Consider the following 15,879-nt stretch of genomic DNA (forward strand, 5'->3'; position numbering starts at 1 on the left):
ATGAAAAAAATCAATATAATTATATTAATCTTGTCCGGAGCTTTTTTTATGTTGCTAAATGCACAGGTAGCTATCGGGAAAACAAATGTTGACGGGTCTGGGATATTAGACTTTGGAACAAGTACTACAACGATAAGAACAATCATAATGAATCCTATTAACCTGCCAGCCTGTAACGGAGGTACCCGTGGTGCTATCGCCAGTAATGCATTGACAGGCCAGCTTGCAACCTGTAATGGAACCGTCTGGACAAACTGGGGGAGTGCTTCTACTCCTGTGACAGTAAGTGGAACAGATATAGGAGGAGGTGTTATCATAGGGGCGTCTACTTCAAGTGCCGTAGGCTCTTTAATTCTTGAATCAAACAATAAAGCACTTATTCTTCCAAAATATTCCTATCCTGATCTGCAGATTAAACTTCCCGTTAAAGGAGCATTGGTGTATGATGTAACCCGTAAAGCAGTGGTCTACTATAATGGTGCAAACTGGCAGGTTTTATAATAAAGGGTAGGGATTGTATTTGACACTGGTTTCCATTAATCGTAGAATTTTACAGCTCAGCTGTAAAATTCTACGATTCAGTTATATAAAATTGATGTAAAGGTATTTTTCATCATACATTTGACCCAACAAAAACAAATTACTAACCTTAAAAACAATACGTTATGGAAATTTTATCATCCGGTAAAGAAACAATAGCTTACGAAAAAGCTTCAAAAAGAGTAAAAGAATTAAAAGAATTCTATGGCAATCTTAGTTCGTTCTGCTTGGTCATTCCTTTTTTGGCAGCACTGAATCTATTAACGGCTCCCGGGTATCTATGGTTTTTATGGCCAATGCTGGGTTGGGGAATTGGAATAGCTTTTCATGCCATCAGTGTATTCGGAATCGGAAAAAATTGGGAAGAAAAAAAGATCAGAGAATTAATGGCTGAGGAGAAAGGAAAAACAAAAACACTATAATAATTTAAAACATTTAAGAATCATGGATTACAATACAGCATACGAAAGAGTTAACAAGATCAGAAAGTTCTATAAAAGCCTTTTATGGTTTGGTATCATTGCAGGAATCATCCTTTTTAATGATTTTTTGAAAGATCATTTTGTAGGAATTAACCTATTCAGCGGACATATCTTTCTGGTGATATGGGCGGTAATTCTTACAGTAAAAGCAGTAAAGCTATTTGTTTTTGATGCTGAATGGGAGAAAGAACTCATCCAGAAAGAGCTTGGAAAAAACAAAAAGCCTATAGATTTTTAAAACTGTCTGCTTTTATTTAACTTTATTTCCTAAAATCTGAATTAAAACGAATAACCCGATGATCAGAACTGTCATTATCGAAGATGAAAAACCTGCTTCAAGAAAATTAGAAAGAATGTTAAGTAACTTTACTGATATTGAGGTAGTTGCTAAAATAGAATCTGTGGAAGAAGGGGTTGGCTGGTTCACGGAAAATGAACATCCCCAGCTGATATTTTCAGACATTGTTTTAGGAGATGGGCTGTCTTTCGATATTTTTGAAAAAATACCCACCAAAGGTTTTATTATTTATACAACAGCTTTTGATCAGTACACCCTGAAAGCATTTAAATTAAACAGTATAGACTACCTCTTAAAACCTATATTGGAAGAAGATCTTTCAGCAGCTGTGGAGAAATTTAAATCATTTATTCCGGCAGACAATACAACAGGCTCCCAAGATATCAAGCAGCTGATCAAAAAGGAAAAATCTACCCTTTCCAGAGTGTTGGTAAAGATCGGATACAACCTTAAGATTGTGCAGACAGAGGAAATAAGCTGCTTTTTCAGTGAAAACAAAATTGTATACCTCCAGACCCAGGAACGGACCTATCCCTCAGATTTTACATTGGATGAGCTGGAAGATATTCTGGAAGAGAAAAAGTTTTTCAGAGTAAACAGGCAGTTTATTGTCAATTCTGATTTTATTAAAAATATCCATACTTCACCATATTATAAAGTGGAACTTGCATTTCAGCCGGAGGATGAAATTACAGTAAGCAGAGACCGTGTCAAAGACTTTAAAGATTGGCTGGTAAGTTAGGCCTGTTTAATCCTGAAATTTGAATTTTTGAAATAGAACGGTAATATTTTCAGGTGTTTACAGGAATTTTTACGTAAATTTTTAACCAACTAAAAACATAACCATGGACCTTATTATTTTATTTTTTAAATTTTTCCTTGAGATCTTTTACCCTCAAAGTTAAACCGTTTCCTGCCTTAAAAGTATAGATTTTGAAGAGCTTATTGCCCGTAAAAATCACTGGCTGACTTTACAAACTCGTGAAACCCTTTAGTCACTTCTTTCTTATTTTTATGAGTAAGCGGGAATGGTACCATATGAGAATATTCAAAAGGGAAATCCTTTATTTCAACTTCTACATCAATATCCCTGTAACCACCTTGTAGCGTATTCAAAGCCTCAATAGGAGGGGCAACGTCATCCTGTTTCAGTACATATACCTTTATCTGGGACTGAAGCTCCCGGATTCTGTCCTCCCTTTCTTTTTGGAAATAATTATATCTCAGCATTTTTTTAAACCAGCTTTCCTGCGGATGTAAATCCTCATTTTGGTAATGCTTTAACCGTTTGTCAGTTTTAAAATCTGAAATTAATAACTCTGTAAACGCAGACTGTACTTTAATGGCTGCCTGAGCATCCATAATATATTTTGAGATCGGAAACATTCTGTCAATGGTCATTCCTCCACAGAAACAAAAAAGCCTGGACTGAGAAAAGTAGCCTCCGGGATCAGCCATTTTAATAATCATGGAAAGAAACGAGCCTATAGAATATCCAAATAAATCTAAACCTGCATCCGCAGCAATACTTTTTATTTTGTTGTTCTTAATGTCTTTTATTACTTCAATGATATCTGAATACGTCTGTAATCCTGACCAGAAAATCCTTTGCGGATGAGCCTCCAGCCTGGAACTTATTGCTGCATTTACAAAAGAATAATTAGTGTTTTCAGGATATCTTTTTCTCCTGAAATTGACAATATCTGTCATATGCTTGCGGTCACTCCAAATAGGATCAGCCCGGTTCATATGAAAGGCAATAGGAAACAGAATAATCGCCTTATGGGTTCTTTGAGCCAGTTCATAGGCCCAGGGCAGATATTTGTCCCACTTCTTTTCATTCAGCCCGTGAAAAAAAATAATACTTCCTTTCGCTGTTTTTATATCAGCCCTTTTAAGAATATAATACTCAAAATTTTGATTACAGCTGATGTCGAAATCCTTTGTATCTATCGATGGCTGATGATAAACCAAATAAGCATTCTCATTGATCTCCGGTTGAGGGTGATGTCTCAGGCATTCAGCAGTAGAAGATCCATACAGTAAACCTGAGGCTTTTGATAAAAAGGGGATAGACTCTATGGTCACATTTAAATCCTTTATTTCTGTAAACTCTTTTTTGGAATCAAAATGACTTTTCAAAACCTCATATAATTCATAATATTCCATAATAAGATAATTAAGGCTTATAATTAGAACTATTAATGTATGTAATTATTACTGTAATACACAGATTTTAAGCGTTTAAATATATTCTAGGCATAGGAGAACATCCTTATACTGACTTTTCTATTTGTACCTCCAGACCTAATCTCTTATCCCGAATCTCGAACCTAGTGTTGATTTCGTTCAACTATCTGTAATCAATCCTGTTAGCTTCAGTATCTTCAAGCTGTTTTACTATGGTTTCCGGAATCTCGTCACTGTCTATCGGAAAGCTGATGGAATCTGAAATAAAGTTTTTCCGGTCTGCCTTCCTGAAAATTTCAAATAAGGCAATAGGTTCCTGATTGAAGCTGATACAGGTACTGATAAAGTGAAGTTCATGCAGTTTATAGTCAGGGTTTTTAAGCTTTTCCTTGATATCTTTAATTCTTGAAACAAAGTGTCTCTGCCGGATAAAAGTATTGCTGTTCATAATAATAAAAACATAATCTGAATAAGCGGTCACTTTCCCGAAATACTTATGGTGATCACCTCCGCTTCTCTCAACAAAATATTCTCCCGTAGTTTCAGATTTGTAGATCTCTGTCGCGGAACGCCAGATTCTGTCTTCTTTTGCCTGTAAAGGATTCTCGGGAAGATTTCTGTTATAAGAATACCAACAGCCCACTAAACGGTCTAAGAGAGTGGTATTCAGCACTGTATTATTCATATCAATTTTAAGATCATTAAAATTGAAAGCTTCTGTATTGGAATTAATGAAATCTATATAATTTGAATAACCCAGAACCCTGACAATCAGGCTTATCTTTGCCAGATTGGGACGGCTTAAAACGGCATTTTCATTGTGATGGTATTTCTTTAGTTTATTGATAATCAGATGCTCATAAAGGTAGTTTAACCCCAGGATGTCAGGATCTTTTTTTATCTCTTTTTCAGCATAATCGTTGATAATGAGATCATTAATTTCAGCACTGATGTAAGACCATTCCGTTTTGGTAACGTCTTGCCAATGGTTTTTCTTTAGAAACTGCCGGCTTAAGAAGTTCATGAGTTTCTCAAGGTGTAAAATATCTTCTTTTTTCATCTGTTTATTTTCTTTATTCAGGTTTCAGATGGACTTCGAAATTCTGCAAGACTAATTTAAGATTTTTATCGATTCAAATGAGACTATTGAAAGACTTTTATATTTTAAAATCAATTGATATTTGAGTAGAAAAATTAAAATAAAGACAATGGAAACAAAAATGGTATTACAAGACGAATTTCTTTGGAACAGGATCCAGGGATTTTCCTTAGATGCTCCTGATGCCGATTTTCCTTTCTCAAAAAAGCTGGCAAAAGAAGAAAACTGGACTTTGGATTTTGCCCGAAAAGCAATTGAAGAATATAAAAAGTTTGTTTACCTCTGCTGTATTCTTCCCAATGGAGCCTCTCCAAGCAAAATAGTGGATAAAGTATGGCACATGCATTTGATTTACACCCAAAATTACTGGGAAGAGTTTTGTCCTCACATTTTAAAAAGAAAGCTTCATCATCATCCTTCAAAAGGAGGAACAAAGGAAACAACAAAACACCGGGATTGGTTTTCAGAAACCCTGAAAAGCTATAAAGAGATTTTCCAATTGGAAGCCCCAGCCGATATCTGGTTTCAGCAAAGAAAAAAGCAATATTGGAGCAGCTGGTGGAAGAGGCTTCGCTTCATACCGTTACTGATCATTCTTACAACACTGTCATCCTGTCTTGGTGAGATTGTCATCACACTGGGGTCGGTGATACTTTCAATAGCTGTCATTTTTATCATCAGTGCCATTGCTAATACATTTCAGGAAAATAAAGCTAAAAACGGCAATGATTCCGGAACAGGTTGTGGAGGAAGCAGCTGTAGCGGAGGAAGTAGTTGTGGAGGAGGCTGCGGAGGCGGTTGTGGTGGATGCGGAGGATGTGGCGGGTAAAAGTATCAATTAAAACAGTAATTATGAAAAAATATATCATCCATTTAGTTCCGTTTATCATCAGTTTTACATGGCTTGTGGAAGAATGTCAGACATTGAATCCCATTTTTTTAAAAGGTCCTGAATTTCTAAAATTATATATCTTTCTTTTACTGGGATTTTATGCTTCCATTTTTATGCTGAGGCTATTTCATGAAGCTGTTTCAAAAGTAACTTTTTATGGGCTGGCTTTCATTTTTGGATTAGGCATTTTAAAGCTGATCAGGGGACTGATGCTGGGTAAGCCTATTGGGCTTTTAGTGATGATCCTGATCATTGAATGTATTGCAGGAGCATCAGTTATTCAATATTACTTCAAGAATAACACGAAGTAGTTGACTTAAAAAAAATAAACCCGAAAACACAATAGCTTCGGGCTTATCTATATGACTGATTAAATGTCTTTCTGTTCCTTCTTTATTGATTGGTAGCCATATTTTCGGAGCATAATATAGGTAAGAACCACCAAAATGAGGCTTAATCCAATATTTGAATGGTCGGGATGTACAATGGCCTGATACAGGTTATAGCCAAAAACGGCAGATACCAAAGAGATTAGAATATGGTTTGCATAAGCATACAGTTTTTTTGCAGTCGTTTTCATAGAATGTTTTTTAATGTTATTTACTCAGTAAGTACAACAATTTGACAAACGTTACAGAAAAAAAATTCTCTTTTTTCATTACATCATTATTCTTCTCTGAAATACGAATTTTTATAGCTCTGCGTGATGATTTCTTTCAAAAACGGCATATATTTTTTACAGTAAGACAGTTTTAACATCAATATAATTCTGAAAAACATAAAAGAAAGACTTTTATTTTTTTAAATCAAAAGACATTTGAGTAATAATACATAATAAAAAAATTATGATCATGGAAAATATTTTACAGTCAGTATGGTTTATCCCAGCAGTTATCATTCTCTTTGGTTTTGTTTTCTACAAATTCATACTAAGGGTTTTCTTCGGATTGGTAATTGTGCCGGAAGATAAAATAGGGTTGGTTACCAAGAAGTTTGTTTTGCTGGGAAGGCAGGAATTACCGGAAGGACGTATCATTGCGACCAACGGAGAAGCAGGATTTCAGGCTCAGACACTGGCACCCGGGATTTATTTCTGGAAATGGATATGGCAGTATTCTATTCACTTTCAGTCTTTTACTATTGTGCCGACGGGGCAGATAGGACTTATTTTGGCCAGAGATGGACATGAGCTGGAAACAGGCCGGATTTTGGGCAGAAAAGTAGAATGTGATTCTTTTCAGGATGCCGAAGCCTTCTTAAAAAACGGAGGCCGGAAAGGGCGGCAAACTGCCATCATTGCTCCCGGCTCTTATAGAATAAATACCTTATTGTTTGAGGTTTCACTTACGGATATGACACAAATTCCTGATAACGCAGTAGGCATTATCACTACTTTAGAAGGGAAACCTCTTGAAGAAGGGCAGATTGCCGGAAAAATAATCGACGAGCATAATAAATTTCAGGATGTAGATGTTTTTTTAAACAGTGGCGGATATAAAGGTCTTCAGGAGCAGGTGATCCTTGCAGGATCTTATTTCCTGAACCCCTGGTTTGTAAAACTTGAAATGGTAAAGATGACTGAAATTCCGATTGGTTCAGTAGGAGTGGTCATCAGCTATGTAGGTGAAGAAGGAAAAGACTTGAGTGGAATAGAATTTAAACACGGCAATATAGTGGAAAGAGGCTATAAAGGAGTTTGGGGTGAACCACTTGGACCGGGAAAATATCCGATAAATCCTTATATTATGAAAACAGAATTGGTTCCGACCACGAATCTTGTATTGAACTGGGCATCAGCGAGGAGTGAAGCTCATCAGCTGGACAAAAACCTTTCGACCATTACCGTTCGAAGCAAAGACGGATTTCCTTTCGACCTGGATGTCTCCCAAATCATTCATATCCCTTCCAATGAGGCCCCGAAAGTGATCGCACGCTTTGGAAATATGATTAATCTTGTTGGGCAGGTTCTGGAACCTACAATAGGAAATTATTTCAGAAATTCTGCTCAGGACAGTGATGTAATTGCTTTTCTCGGAACCCGTAAAGAACGGCAGCAGTCTGCCAGAGATCATATCAGCAGCGTTCTGGAACAATATAACGTTTCAGCAGTTGATACACTGATAGGAGATATTGTTCCCCCGGAAACACTCATGAAGACCCTCACAGACCGAAAGATTGCGGAAGAACAGAAAACAACCTTTGAAATGCAGAAACTGGCTCAGGAAACACGACAGAGCTTAGAAAAAGAAACTGCGGTTGCCGATATACAGAAAGAAATTGTAACGGCAGATCAGGGGGTATTAATTGCTGAAAGAGTAGCAGCAGCAGTGGTGAAAAAAGCCAATGGTGAAGCCGAAAAAACAAGGCTGCTTGCCAAAGCCAATGCTGAGCAGATCTCATTAATGGGTAATGCTGAAGCAGAGAAAATACTGGCGATTGGTAAGTCGAATGCTGAATCATATAAGCTGTCTGTTGATGCAATGGGTGACGAAAATTTCACACAATTAAAAATTATGGAATCTATTGCCAATCAGAATGTAAAAATAATGCCGGATGTATTGATCGGTGGAAGCGGAGATGCAGCTAACGGAGGAATCAGTGGATTACTGGGACTGAAGATCCTGGAACAGGTAGAAACTAAAAAAATGATGACAAAAAAGCCTGAAAAAAGAAATTTTGACGATATGTCGACATAAAAAACTGTAACTAAAAAAGAACCCCGGGATAATTACCCGGGGTTTTATACTTTTAAGAGTGTGGTTAAGATATCACACCACTTCCGATAAGTTCGTCATCTATATACCAAGAGGCAAACTGCCCTTCAGCAATGGCAGACTGAGATTCCTCAAATTCAATATAAAAAGCATCTTCAAACTGATATAAAGTAGCCTTCTGCAAAGACTGTCGGTATCTGAATCTCGACATTACCTCCATAGATTCACCATTTTTCAGTTTCATGTCTTCACGTACCCAGTGCAGCTCGGCATTGTCTATTTTTAACGCTTTTTTGTACAGTCCTGGAAAATGGCTTCCTTCACCTACAAAGATGATGTTGTTTTCCATATCTCTCGATACAATAAAGCAACTTTCTTTATGACCGCCTATTCCAAGACCCTTGCTTTGTCCAATGGTGAAAAACTGAGCCCCCTGATGCTTTCCGATTACTTTTCCGTCCGCTTTTTTATAATTGATTTTTCTCGACAAAAATTGAAGCTCTTCCTCTTTGGAGGAAAATTCCGGTATTTCTTCTGAAAATAAAGGAGAATCTTTGAAAATTTCTACAATCTCCCCCTCTTTAGGCTTCAGCTGTTGTTGTAAAAACTGGGGAAGACTTACTTTTCCAATAAAACATAATCCCTGAGAATCTTTTTTATCGGCTGTTACCAATCCTATTTCTTTGGCGATTTCCCTCACCTGAGGCTTTGTAAGCTCTCCAATTGGGAACAACGCCTTTGACAGTTGGTCCTGGCTCAGCTGGCAAAGAAAATAAGACTGATCTTTATTATTGTCTTTTCCTGCCAAAAGATGGAAAATTTCTTTACCGTTTTCGTCAAAAGTGGAATTCACTCTTGCATAATGTCCCGTAGCTACCTTATCAGCACCTAAAGACATGGCTGTTTTCATAAAAACATCGAACTTTACTTCTCTGTTACACAAAACATCAGGATTCGGAGTTCTTCCTTTCTCATATTCCGCAAACATATAATCTACAATGCGTTCCTTATAAAGTTCGCTCATATCAATCACTTGGAAAGGAATTCCCAGCTTCTGAGCGACCATTAATGCATCGTTGCTGTCCTCAATCCAGGGACATTCATCTTCTAACGTTACGGAAGCGTCATTCCAGTTCCTCATAAATAAAGCCACAACTTCGTGACCTTGCTGTTGCAGCAAATATGCTGTAACACTAGAATCTACACCTCCGGAGAGGCCTACTACTATTTTCATTTTATTTCAATTTTACGAAACTCTTAACGGGAGTTCTTAGTTTGATGCGGCAAAAATACAATTAAAAAAATTCGTAAAAAAACCATAATTTTAAACATTGATAAAAACGATGTTAAGATAGAAAACAAGACTAACGAAGTTTTTAACACTAATGCAGGAGGAAATTGATTAATTACCTTATACAAAATATAGATACATATGAAAAAGTTTATTATTCCATTGATGCTGATATGCTCAGGATCAGTTTTTTCCCAGATTTCAGTCGGAACACCCACTCAGGAAACCAACAGATGGACTTTTGGAGGAGGAATAGGTGTGGGTTTTGGAAGCAACAGTTCTTTTTACCTGCAGGCATCTCCAAGAGTAGGATACAGGCTTACCGAAGATCTTGAAGGGGGAGTTGTAGGGAGTGTTTCATGGCAGACTTCAGATTATTATAAGTCTACGATGTTTGGAGTAGGCCCATTTGTGAATTATTATATTGCAAGATCGTTTTATCTGGGAGCCAATTTTCAACATTATTTTATTAATTATAAAGACAAATACTACGATTATAAATACAATGAAGAAGAAAATGCGCTCTATCTTGGAGGAGGATATATGCAGAGAATAGGTAATAATTCTTTTATGCAGATCGGGTTGATGTATAATGTGCTTTATAAAGAAAATTCAAGTGTATTTTCAAGCGGACTGATTCCTAATATAGGATTTGTAGTGGGGTTATAATGATGCTTATCTGCGAATGTAAAACCATATAGACGTTTGTACTTTCTTACGTTTAATGAAAATAGCCATATCAGAAAGGATGTAACGAAAACTTACGAAAAAACAAAAAGCATCGGAAATTTTCCGATGCTTTTTTATAAGTGTTAAATTCATTTATTTTAAGACTGGGGAGAAGACTTTTCAGCCGCCGTTTTCTTAGGCTTTGAAGTTTTTCCGATTAATCCGTCCTTGGCTTCGTTAACTTCAAGGACAACGGTTTCTCCTTCATTCAATTGTTTATTCACAAGCATTTCTGCCAGTAAATCCTCAATGTATTTCTGAATTGCCCGTTTCAATGGCCTTGCACCGAAATCTTTATCCCATCCTTTTTCAGAAATAAAGTCTTTAGCCTCTTCAGTTAATTCTACTTTATAACCTAATTTTTCAAGTCTGCCATAAAGCTTGTTAAGCTCGATATCAATAATTTTCTTGATATCATCCTGTACAAGAGAATTGAAGATGACAATATCATCAATTCTGTTTAAGAATTCAGGAGCAAATGCTTTTTTAAGGGCATTTTCAATCGTACTTCTTGCTCTTGAATCTGTATTGGTCTTTTTAGCTGAAGTTCCGAAACCTACACCGTCACCGAAATCTTTAAGATCCCTGGTTCCGATATTGGAAGTAAGGATAATGATCGTATTTCTAAAATCTATTTTTCGGCCTAAGCTATCGGTAACATGACCTTCATCGAGGATCTGTAACAGAATATTGAATACATCAGGGTGAGCTTTTTCAATCTCATCCAGAAGAACCACAGCATAAGGCTTTCTTCTTACTGCTTCCGTTAGCTGACCGCCTTCCTCGTATCCAACGTATCCCGGAGGCGCTCCAACCAATCTTGAAACGGCAAATTTCTCCATGTACTCACTCATGTCGATTCGGATCAGAGATTCATCAGATTCGAAAAGTTCTCGTGCCATTACTTTTGCAAGCTCCGTCTTACCAACCCCGGTTGTTCCAAGGAAGATAAAAGTACCAATTGGGCGGTTAGGGTCTTTAAGACCGGCTCTGTTTCTTTGAATAGCCTTCACTACTTTCTTCACAGCATCTTCCTGACCGATCACTTTTCCGTTCAGTTTCTCATCCATCTGAGCTAATTTATCAAGCTCATTTTTGCCCACTTTTGTTACAGGAACACCGCTCATCATAGAAACTACTTCCGCTACATTTTCTTCTGTTACGGTTTCCTTCTTCTCTTTTACATCTTTGTCCCATTTTTCCTGTGCTGCATTCAGTTCCATCTGAAGACGTTCCTCTTCATCCTTAAGCTTTCTTGCCTCAAGATAATCCTGTGCTTTTACCGCTTTCTGCTTCATTTCTTTGATATCCTCAATTTTCTTTTCAAAATCAATGATCTCAGTAGGAACTTTCATGTTCTTAATATAAACACGGGAACCTGCTTCGTCCATAGCATCAATGGCTTTGTCCGGTAAAAAGCGGTCTGTAATATATCTTGATGTCAAATTGACACACGCCAGAATCGCTTCAGGAGTATAAATGACATTGTGATGCTCTTCATACTTATCTTTAATCTGGTTTAGAATCTGAATGGTTTCCTCTATAGAAGTAGGCTCCACCATTACTTTCTGGAATCTTCTTTCTAATGCTCCGTCTTTTTCAATATACTGACGGTATTCATCCAGAGTAGTAGCCCCGATGCATTGAATCTCACCTCTTGCCAACGCCGGTTTAAACATATTGGAAGCATCTAAGCTTCCCGTAGAGCTACCTGCACCTACAATGGTATGAAGCTCATCAATGAATAAGATGACATCTCTGTTTTTTTCCAGCTCAGTCATAATCGCCTTCATTCTTTCTTCAAACTGACCACGGTACTTTGTTCCGGCTACTAAACTTGCCAGATCCAAAGTGATCACACGTTTTCCGTAAAGAACCCTGGAAACTTTTTTCTGCTGAATTCTTAAAGCCAGCCCTTCTGCGATAGCAGATTTACCGACTCCCGGCTCCCCGATAAGAAGAGGGTTGTTCTTCTTTCTTCGTGATAAGATTTGAGAAACTCTCTCAATTTCTTTTTCACGGCCTATCACAGGATCTAATTTTCCATCTCTGGCCAAAGAAGTTAAGTCTCTACCAAAGTTATCCAATGTAGGCGTTTTACTTTTTGCAGAGCCTAAATTTCCTGTAGGCTTTCTCATCTGCTCAAATTCCTCTCTTTCATCATCATCATCATAAGCACTCATCTGTGGTGCCTGTCCGGAATTTTTAAGCATAGTCTGGTACTCTCTTGAAACACCCTCGTAGTCGATGTCATAAGCCCCTAGAATATTTGAAGTAGGATCCTCATATTTATAAAGAATGCCCAAAAGCAGGTGAACGGTATTAATTTCATTGCTTTTATACTGTCTGCATTCTAACTCTGCACGTTTAATAGCATGATCTGCCATCTTGGTGAAAGAAATATTGGTAACCTCCTCAGAAATAGGATTAAGACTTGCTGTATTTAGAGTTTCAATTTTTCTTCTGATTTGTGTTAAATCCGCATTAAGGTTTTGAAGGATTTCTTTTGCAGAGTTTTCCGTTTTTATAATACCTAAAAGTAGATGTTCTGTATTGAGAAATTCACTTTTCAGCCTTTTAGCTTCGCTTTTGCTTTGTTTGAACACCTGGCTCAAACCTTGTGAAAACTTATAATCCATAATATATCTCATTAGAATAAAAGCAACGTTGCTTTTTATTCATTATCTAAATTACAAATATTTTACCAAAAATCAATTAATGACTTTATGGCAGAAAAAATTTTATTATCTTATTGAAAATGATTAAGTTTGTTATTCGTAAAAAATCCCCATGAATCCCGAGATAACTACTTATATTGGCTATTCTGCTTCCGTTTTTATTGTATTGAGTTTCATACTGAAAGATGTAAGAAAAATCAGAGTTGTTAATATGATTGGCTGTTTTTGTTTTGTCATTTATGGTATCTACAACGGGATGCTTTGGCCGGTGATCATTCCAAACGGGCTTATTTGCTTTATTCAAGTCTACCATTTATTGTTTGGGAAAAAAAGCTGATGAATAAAAAAATCATTATATCTGCTTTCAGTAATTTGTATACCGATCAGCGCATTGAAAAAATATGCAGAACGTTGTATGAAAATGAATATCAGATAGATTTAATAGGGAACGACTGGAACGGAGCAGGAAAAATGGAGCGCCCATATCCTTTCTCCAGGGTTCATCTGGGTTCAAAAAGCTTAAAAACAGCTTATTTTGAATTCAACTGGAAATTGTACCACCAGATAAAGAAAAAAGCAGATCAGAATACCATTCTGTATGCTAACGATGTGGACGCCTTGTTTCCCAATTACCTTCTTTCTCAGAAATTAAATATTCCATTGATTTTTGACAGCCATGAAATTTTTTCGGAAATGCCCGCTGTTCAGGGTAAGATGTCACAAAAGCTATGGCGGTATCTGGAAAATACAATTATTCCAAAGCTGAAATTTATGATTACAGCAAGCGGAAGCTATGCCCAATGGTTCCAGAACAAATACGGAATACTTCCCGTAGTGATCCAAAATGCCCCAAGAAAATTGGTGTTTGATATTGAAATTCCTGAAAATAACCCTAAAAAGCTTTTGTACCAGGGAGCAATCAATCCATTTCGTGGAATAGACAAAGTGATTCTTGCCATGCATCATCTTGATAATGTAATACTACACATTGCAGGCGATGGGCCGAAGAAAAAAGAATATGAAAATCTCGTCATTAAAGAAGATCTTCAGCATAAAGTAAAATTTCTTGGGAAATTAATTCCTGATGAGTTAAGAAATATTACGGTAATGGCAGATTGCGGAATGAGTATTGAAGAAAATGGAGGTGACAGCTATCTCTACTCACTGCCTAATAAAATTCTGGATTGCATCCAGGCCCGGGTTCCTTTAATTCTGTCAGATTTTCCAGAAATGCAGAATGTTAAAAAACAGTTTGATATAGGGGAGATTATTCAAAGCCACCATCCTGAACATATAGCCGCTGCTATTAAAAAGGTTTTAAACAAAGGCAGAGTCAATTATCAGCAAGAGCTTGAAAGGGCTTCAGAAGCTATATGCTGGGAAAATGAGGAAATAAAATTACTTCAAATCATCCAAAAGGCAGCTCAATAATTTTTTAAAACATTGAGGCAATCCTATTTAATTTTATACTTTTATCATTTATCAGCAATGATTTACAGGTTAAATTTAATGAAAATTGAATTAAAAAATTAAAAGTCTAAAATTAATTATCTTTGCAGAAAGAAATTGGATTAAAATGACCATTAAAGAAAAACAGCAGGAAATTATCGACGAATTTGCGTTTCTTGAAGATTGGGAGCAGAAATATGAGTATATCATTGACCTGGGTAAAGAACTAAAGGGGCTTTCAGAAGATAAGAAAATAGATGACAACCTTATTAAAGGCTGTCAGAGTAAAGTGTGGATTGATGCTGAGTTTAAAGAAGGAAAACTTTTCTTTAATGCAGACTCTGACGGAATATTGCCAAAAGGAATTGTTTCTCTCTTAGTGAGTATTTACAGTGGTCATTCTACCCAGGAAATATTAGATTCAGATTTTGAATTTATTTCAGAAATAGGATTACAGGAATTCCTTTCCCCATCAAGAGCCAATGGATTGATGGCAATGACCAAACAAATCAAATTTTACGCTGTTGCTTATCAATTGAAATCATAACCGTGACCAGAATTTTAGCATATCGTTTTTCTGCATTTGGAGATGTTGCCATGACGGCACCTGTTTTCAGAGAGTTTCTGGAACAAAATCCTGATGTGGAAATTATTATGGTTTCCAGGAAGAATTTTGAAGCCTTATTTGCGGGGATTCCGAATGTGATATTCAAGGGAATTGATCTGGATGAGTATAAAGGTTTTTTTGGGTTAAGAAGATTAAGTAATGAGCTGATCAAGGAATTCAGTCCGGATTATATTGCCAATCTTCATGATGTGATCAGAACTAAAGTCTTAGATAAATTTTACGCAAGAAGAGGCCTGAAAGTCTTTAAAATAGATAAAGGAAAGGAAGAAAAAGAACACCTTACAGATGTCTGGAACCTGAATAAAGTACAGCTGAAAAAAACAGTGGAACGGTATGCTGATGTATTCCGTGCTATGGGCTTTCAGGTAACGCTTTCAGAAAAGCTGAGACCTCTTTCCGAAGATAAATCGGGGATAGGTTTTGCTCCTTTTGCCCAACATAAGGGAAAAATGCTTCCTTTGGAAAAATCATTTGAACTGGCTAGAATACTGGCGCAAAAAAATACCGTCTATTTTTTTGGGGGAGGAAAGAAGGAAACAGAAACGCTTGAAAACTGGGAAAGTCAGATCCCTAACACGAAAAGCCTTTCCGGAAAGTTGAGCCTTACGGAAGAACTTCATAAAATAGCAGGACTGGAAGTGATGATTTCTATGGATTCTGCCAATATGCACCTGGCAAGTCTTGTAGGGACAAGATGTGTTTCCATATGGGGAGCAACGCATCCTTACGCCGGATTTTTAGGATTTGGACAAAGTGAAGACGACGTGGTTCAGGTAAAAGATCTTACCTGCAGGCCATGTTCTGTTTTTGGCGATAAAGAATGCTACAGGGGAGATTGGGCATGTCTTGAAGAATTTAATATCCAAAAAGTGATAGACAAAATCTGATG

At 36.9% G+C, this 15,879-nt stretch carries 17 protein-coding genes; 12 read left to right on the forward strand and 5 right to left on the reverse strand.

The genetic code is table 11. The annotated features are described in order from the left end of the window. The 4 genes from MP477_RS08730 to MP477_RS08745 all read left to right on the forward strand — a co-directional run bounded on the left by MP477_RS08730 (position 1) and on the right by MP477_RS08745 (position 2,062). Entirely contained in the window at positions 1–501 is a 501-nt protein-coding gene (locus MP477_RS08730; protein WP_257190096.1) for a hypothetical protein, read from the forward strand. Positions 502–665: 164 nt separating this feature from the next. Continuing rightward, positions 666–962: a 2TM domain-containing protein gene (locus MP477_RS08735; RefSeq protein ID WP_230033208.1), complete on the forward strand. Its 297-nt coding sequence runs from the start codon at positions 666–668 to the stop codon at positions 960–962. Between the two features lie 22 nt (positions 963–984). Further along, complete coding sequence (locus tag MP477_RS08740) at positions 985–1,260, forward strand: 2TM domain-containing protein (RefSeq protein WP_230033210.1); 276 nt, start codon at positions 985–987, stop codon at positions 1,258–1,260. Between the two features lie 58 nt (positions 1,261–1,318). After that, positions 1,319–2,062 carry a LytTR family DNA-binding domain-containing protein gene (locus tag MP477_RS08745; RefSeq protein WP_257190099.1) on the forward strand — a complete coding sequence of 248 codons (744 nt, stop codon included), beginning with the start codon at positions 1,319–1,321 and terminating at the stop codon, positions 2,060–2,062. A 200-nt stretch (positions 2,063–2,262) separates the two neighbouring features. Here the strand turns inward: MP477_RS08745 and MP477_RS08750 are convergent, their stop codons facing one another. Beyond that, entirely contained in the window at positions 2,263–3,489 is a 1,227-nt protein-coding gene (locus MP477_RS08750; protein ID WP_257190100.1) for a DUF6051 family protein, read from the reverse strand. A 184-nt stretch (positions 3,490–3,673) separates the two neighbouring features. Further along, positions 3,674–4,570 (reverse strand): hypothetical protein, encoded by an 897-nt coding sequence (locus MP477_RS08755; protein WP_257190101.1) that lies wholly within the window; start codon positions 4,568–4,570, stop codon positions 3,674–3,676. A 148-nt stretch (positions 4,571–4,718) separates the two neighbouring features. Between MP477_RS08755 and MP477_RS08760 the strand changes: the two genes are divergently transcribed. Together MP477_RS08760 and MP477_RS08765 are read left to right on the forward strand one after the other, a co-directional pair. Then, entirely contained in the window at positions 4,719–5,438 is a 720-nt protein-coding gene (locus MP477_RS08760; RefSeq protein WP_257190106.1) for a hypothetical protein, read from the forward strand. 23 nt (positions 5,439–5,461) lie between these two features. Next, positions 5,462–5,812 carry a hypothetical protein gene (locus MP477_RS08765; RefSeq protein WP_257190107.1) on the forward strand — a complete coding sequence of 117 codons (351 nt, stop codon included), beginning with the start codon at positions 5,462–5,464 and terminating at the stop codon, positions 5,810–5,812. A gap of 59 nt (positions 5,813–5,871) precedes the next feature. Here the strand turns inward: MP477_RS08765 and MP477_RS08770 are convergent, their stop codons facing one another. Next, the gene (locus tag MP477_RS08770; RefSeq protein WP_257190108.1) at positions 5,872–6,081 is read right to left on the reverse strand and encodes a hypothetical protein; all 210 of its coding nucleotides are present in this window, start codon (positions 6,079–6,081) and stop codon (positions 5,872–5,874) included. Between the two features lie 271 nt (positions 6,082–6,352). On the opposite strand from MP477_RS08770, the gene MP477_RS08775 reads away from it, so the two are divergent. Beyond that, positions 6,353–8,197, forward strand: coding sequence for an SPFH domain-containing protein (locus MP477_RS08775; protein WP_257190109.1), 1,845 nt, complete (start codon positions 6,353–6,355; stop codon positions 8,195–8,197). Between the two features lie 64 nt (positions 8,198–8,261). Here MP477_RS08775 and mnmA read toward each other — a convergent pair whose 3' ends face one another. Then, a complete protein-coding gene (gene mnmA / locus MP477_RS08780; RefSeq protein ID WP_230033226.1) occupies positions 8,262–9,449 on the reverse strand; it encodes a tRNA 2-thiouridine(34) synthase MnmA in 1,188 nt (395 codons plus the stop codon). 198 nt (positions 9,450–9,647) lie between these two features. Between mnmA and MP477_RS08785 the strand changes: the two genes are divergently transcribed. After that, positions 9,648–10,175: a hypothetical protein gene (locus MP477_RS08785; protein WP_230033228.1), complete on the forward strand. Its 528-nt coding sequence runs from the start codon at positions 9,648–9,650 to the stop codon at positions 10,173–10,175. Positions 10,176–10,333: 158 nt separating this feature from the next. Here MP477_RS08785 and MP477_RS08790 read toward each other — a convergent pair whose 3' ends face one another. After that, entirely contained in the window at positions 10,334–12,874 is a 2,541-nt protein-coding gene (locus tag MP477_RS08790; RefSeq protein ID WP_230033230.1) for an ATP-dependent Clp protease ATP-binding subunit, read from the reverse strand. A gap of 151 nt (positions 12,875–13,025) precedes the next feature. On the opposite strand from MP477_RS08790, the gene MP477_RS08795 reads away from it, so the two are divergent. The 4 genes from MP477_RS08795 (at position 13,026) to MP477_RS08810 (ending at position 15,877) form a co-directional block, all read left to right on the forward strand. Further along, complete coding sequence (locus MP477_RS08795; RefSeq protein ID WP_257190111.1) at positions 13,026–13,250, forward strand: uroporphyrinogen decarboxylase; 225 nt, start codon at positions 13,026–13,028, stop codon at positions 13,248–13,250. Beyond that, positions 13,250–14,344, forward strand: coding sequence for a glycosyltransferase (locus MP477_RS08800; protein WP_257190115.1), 1,095 nt, complete (start codon positions 13,250–13,252; stop codon positions 14,342–14,344). Before MP477_RS08795 ends, MP477_RS08800 begins: the two co-directional genes overlap by 1 nt. A gap of 145 nt (positions 14,345–14,489) precedes the next feature. Beyond that, positions 14,490–14,909 (forward strand): SufE family protein, encoded by a 420-nt coding sequence (locus MP477_RS08805; protein WP_230034228.1) that lies wholly within the window; start codon positions 14,490–14,492, stop codon positions 14,907–14,909. A gap of 2 nt (positions 14,910–14,911) precedes the next feature. Next, entirely contained in the window at positions 14,912–15,877 is a 966-nt protein-coding gene (locus MP477_RS08810) for a glycosyltransferase family 9 protein (protein WP_257190117.1), read from the forward strand. The last annotated feature ends 2 nt before the right edge of the window (positions 15,878–15,879 follow it).

This window comes from Chryseobacterium sp. WG23, assembly GCF_024586575.1.
Taxonomy (GTDB): domain Bacteria; phylum Bacteroidota; class Bacteroidia; order Flavobacteriales; family Weeksellaceae; genus Chryseobacterium.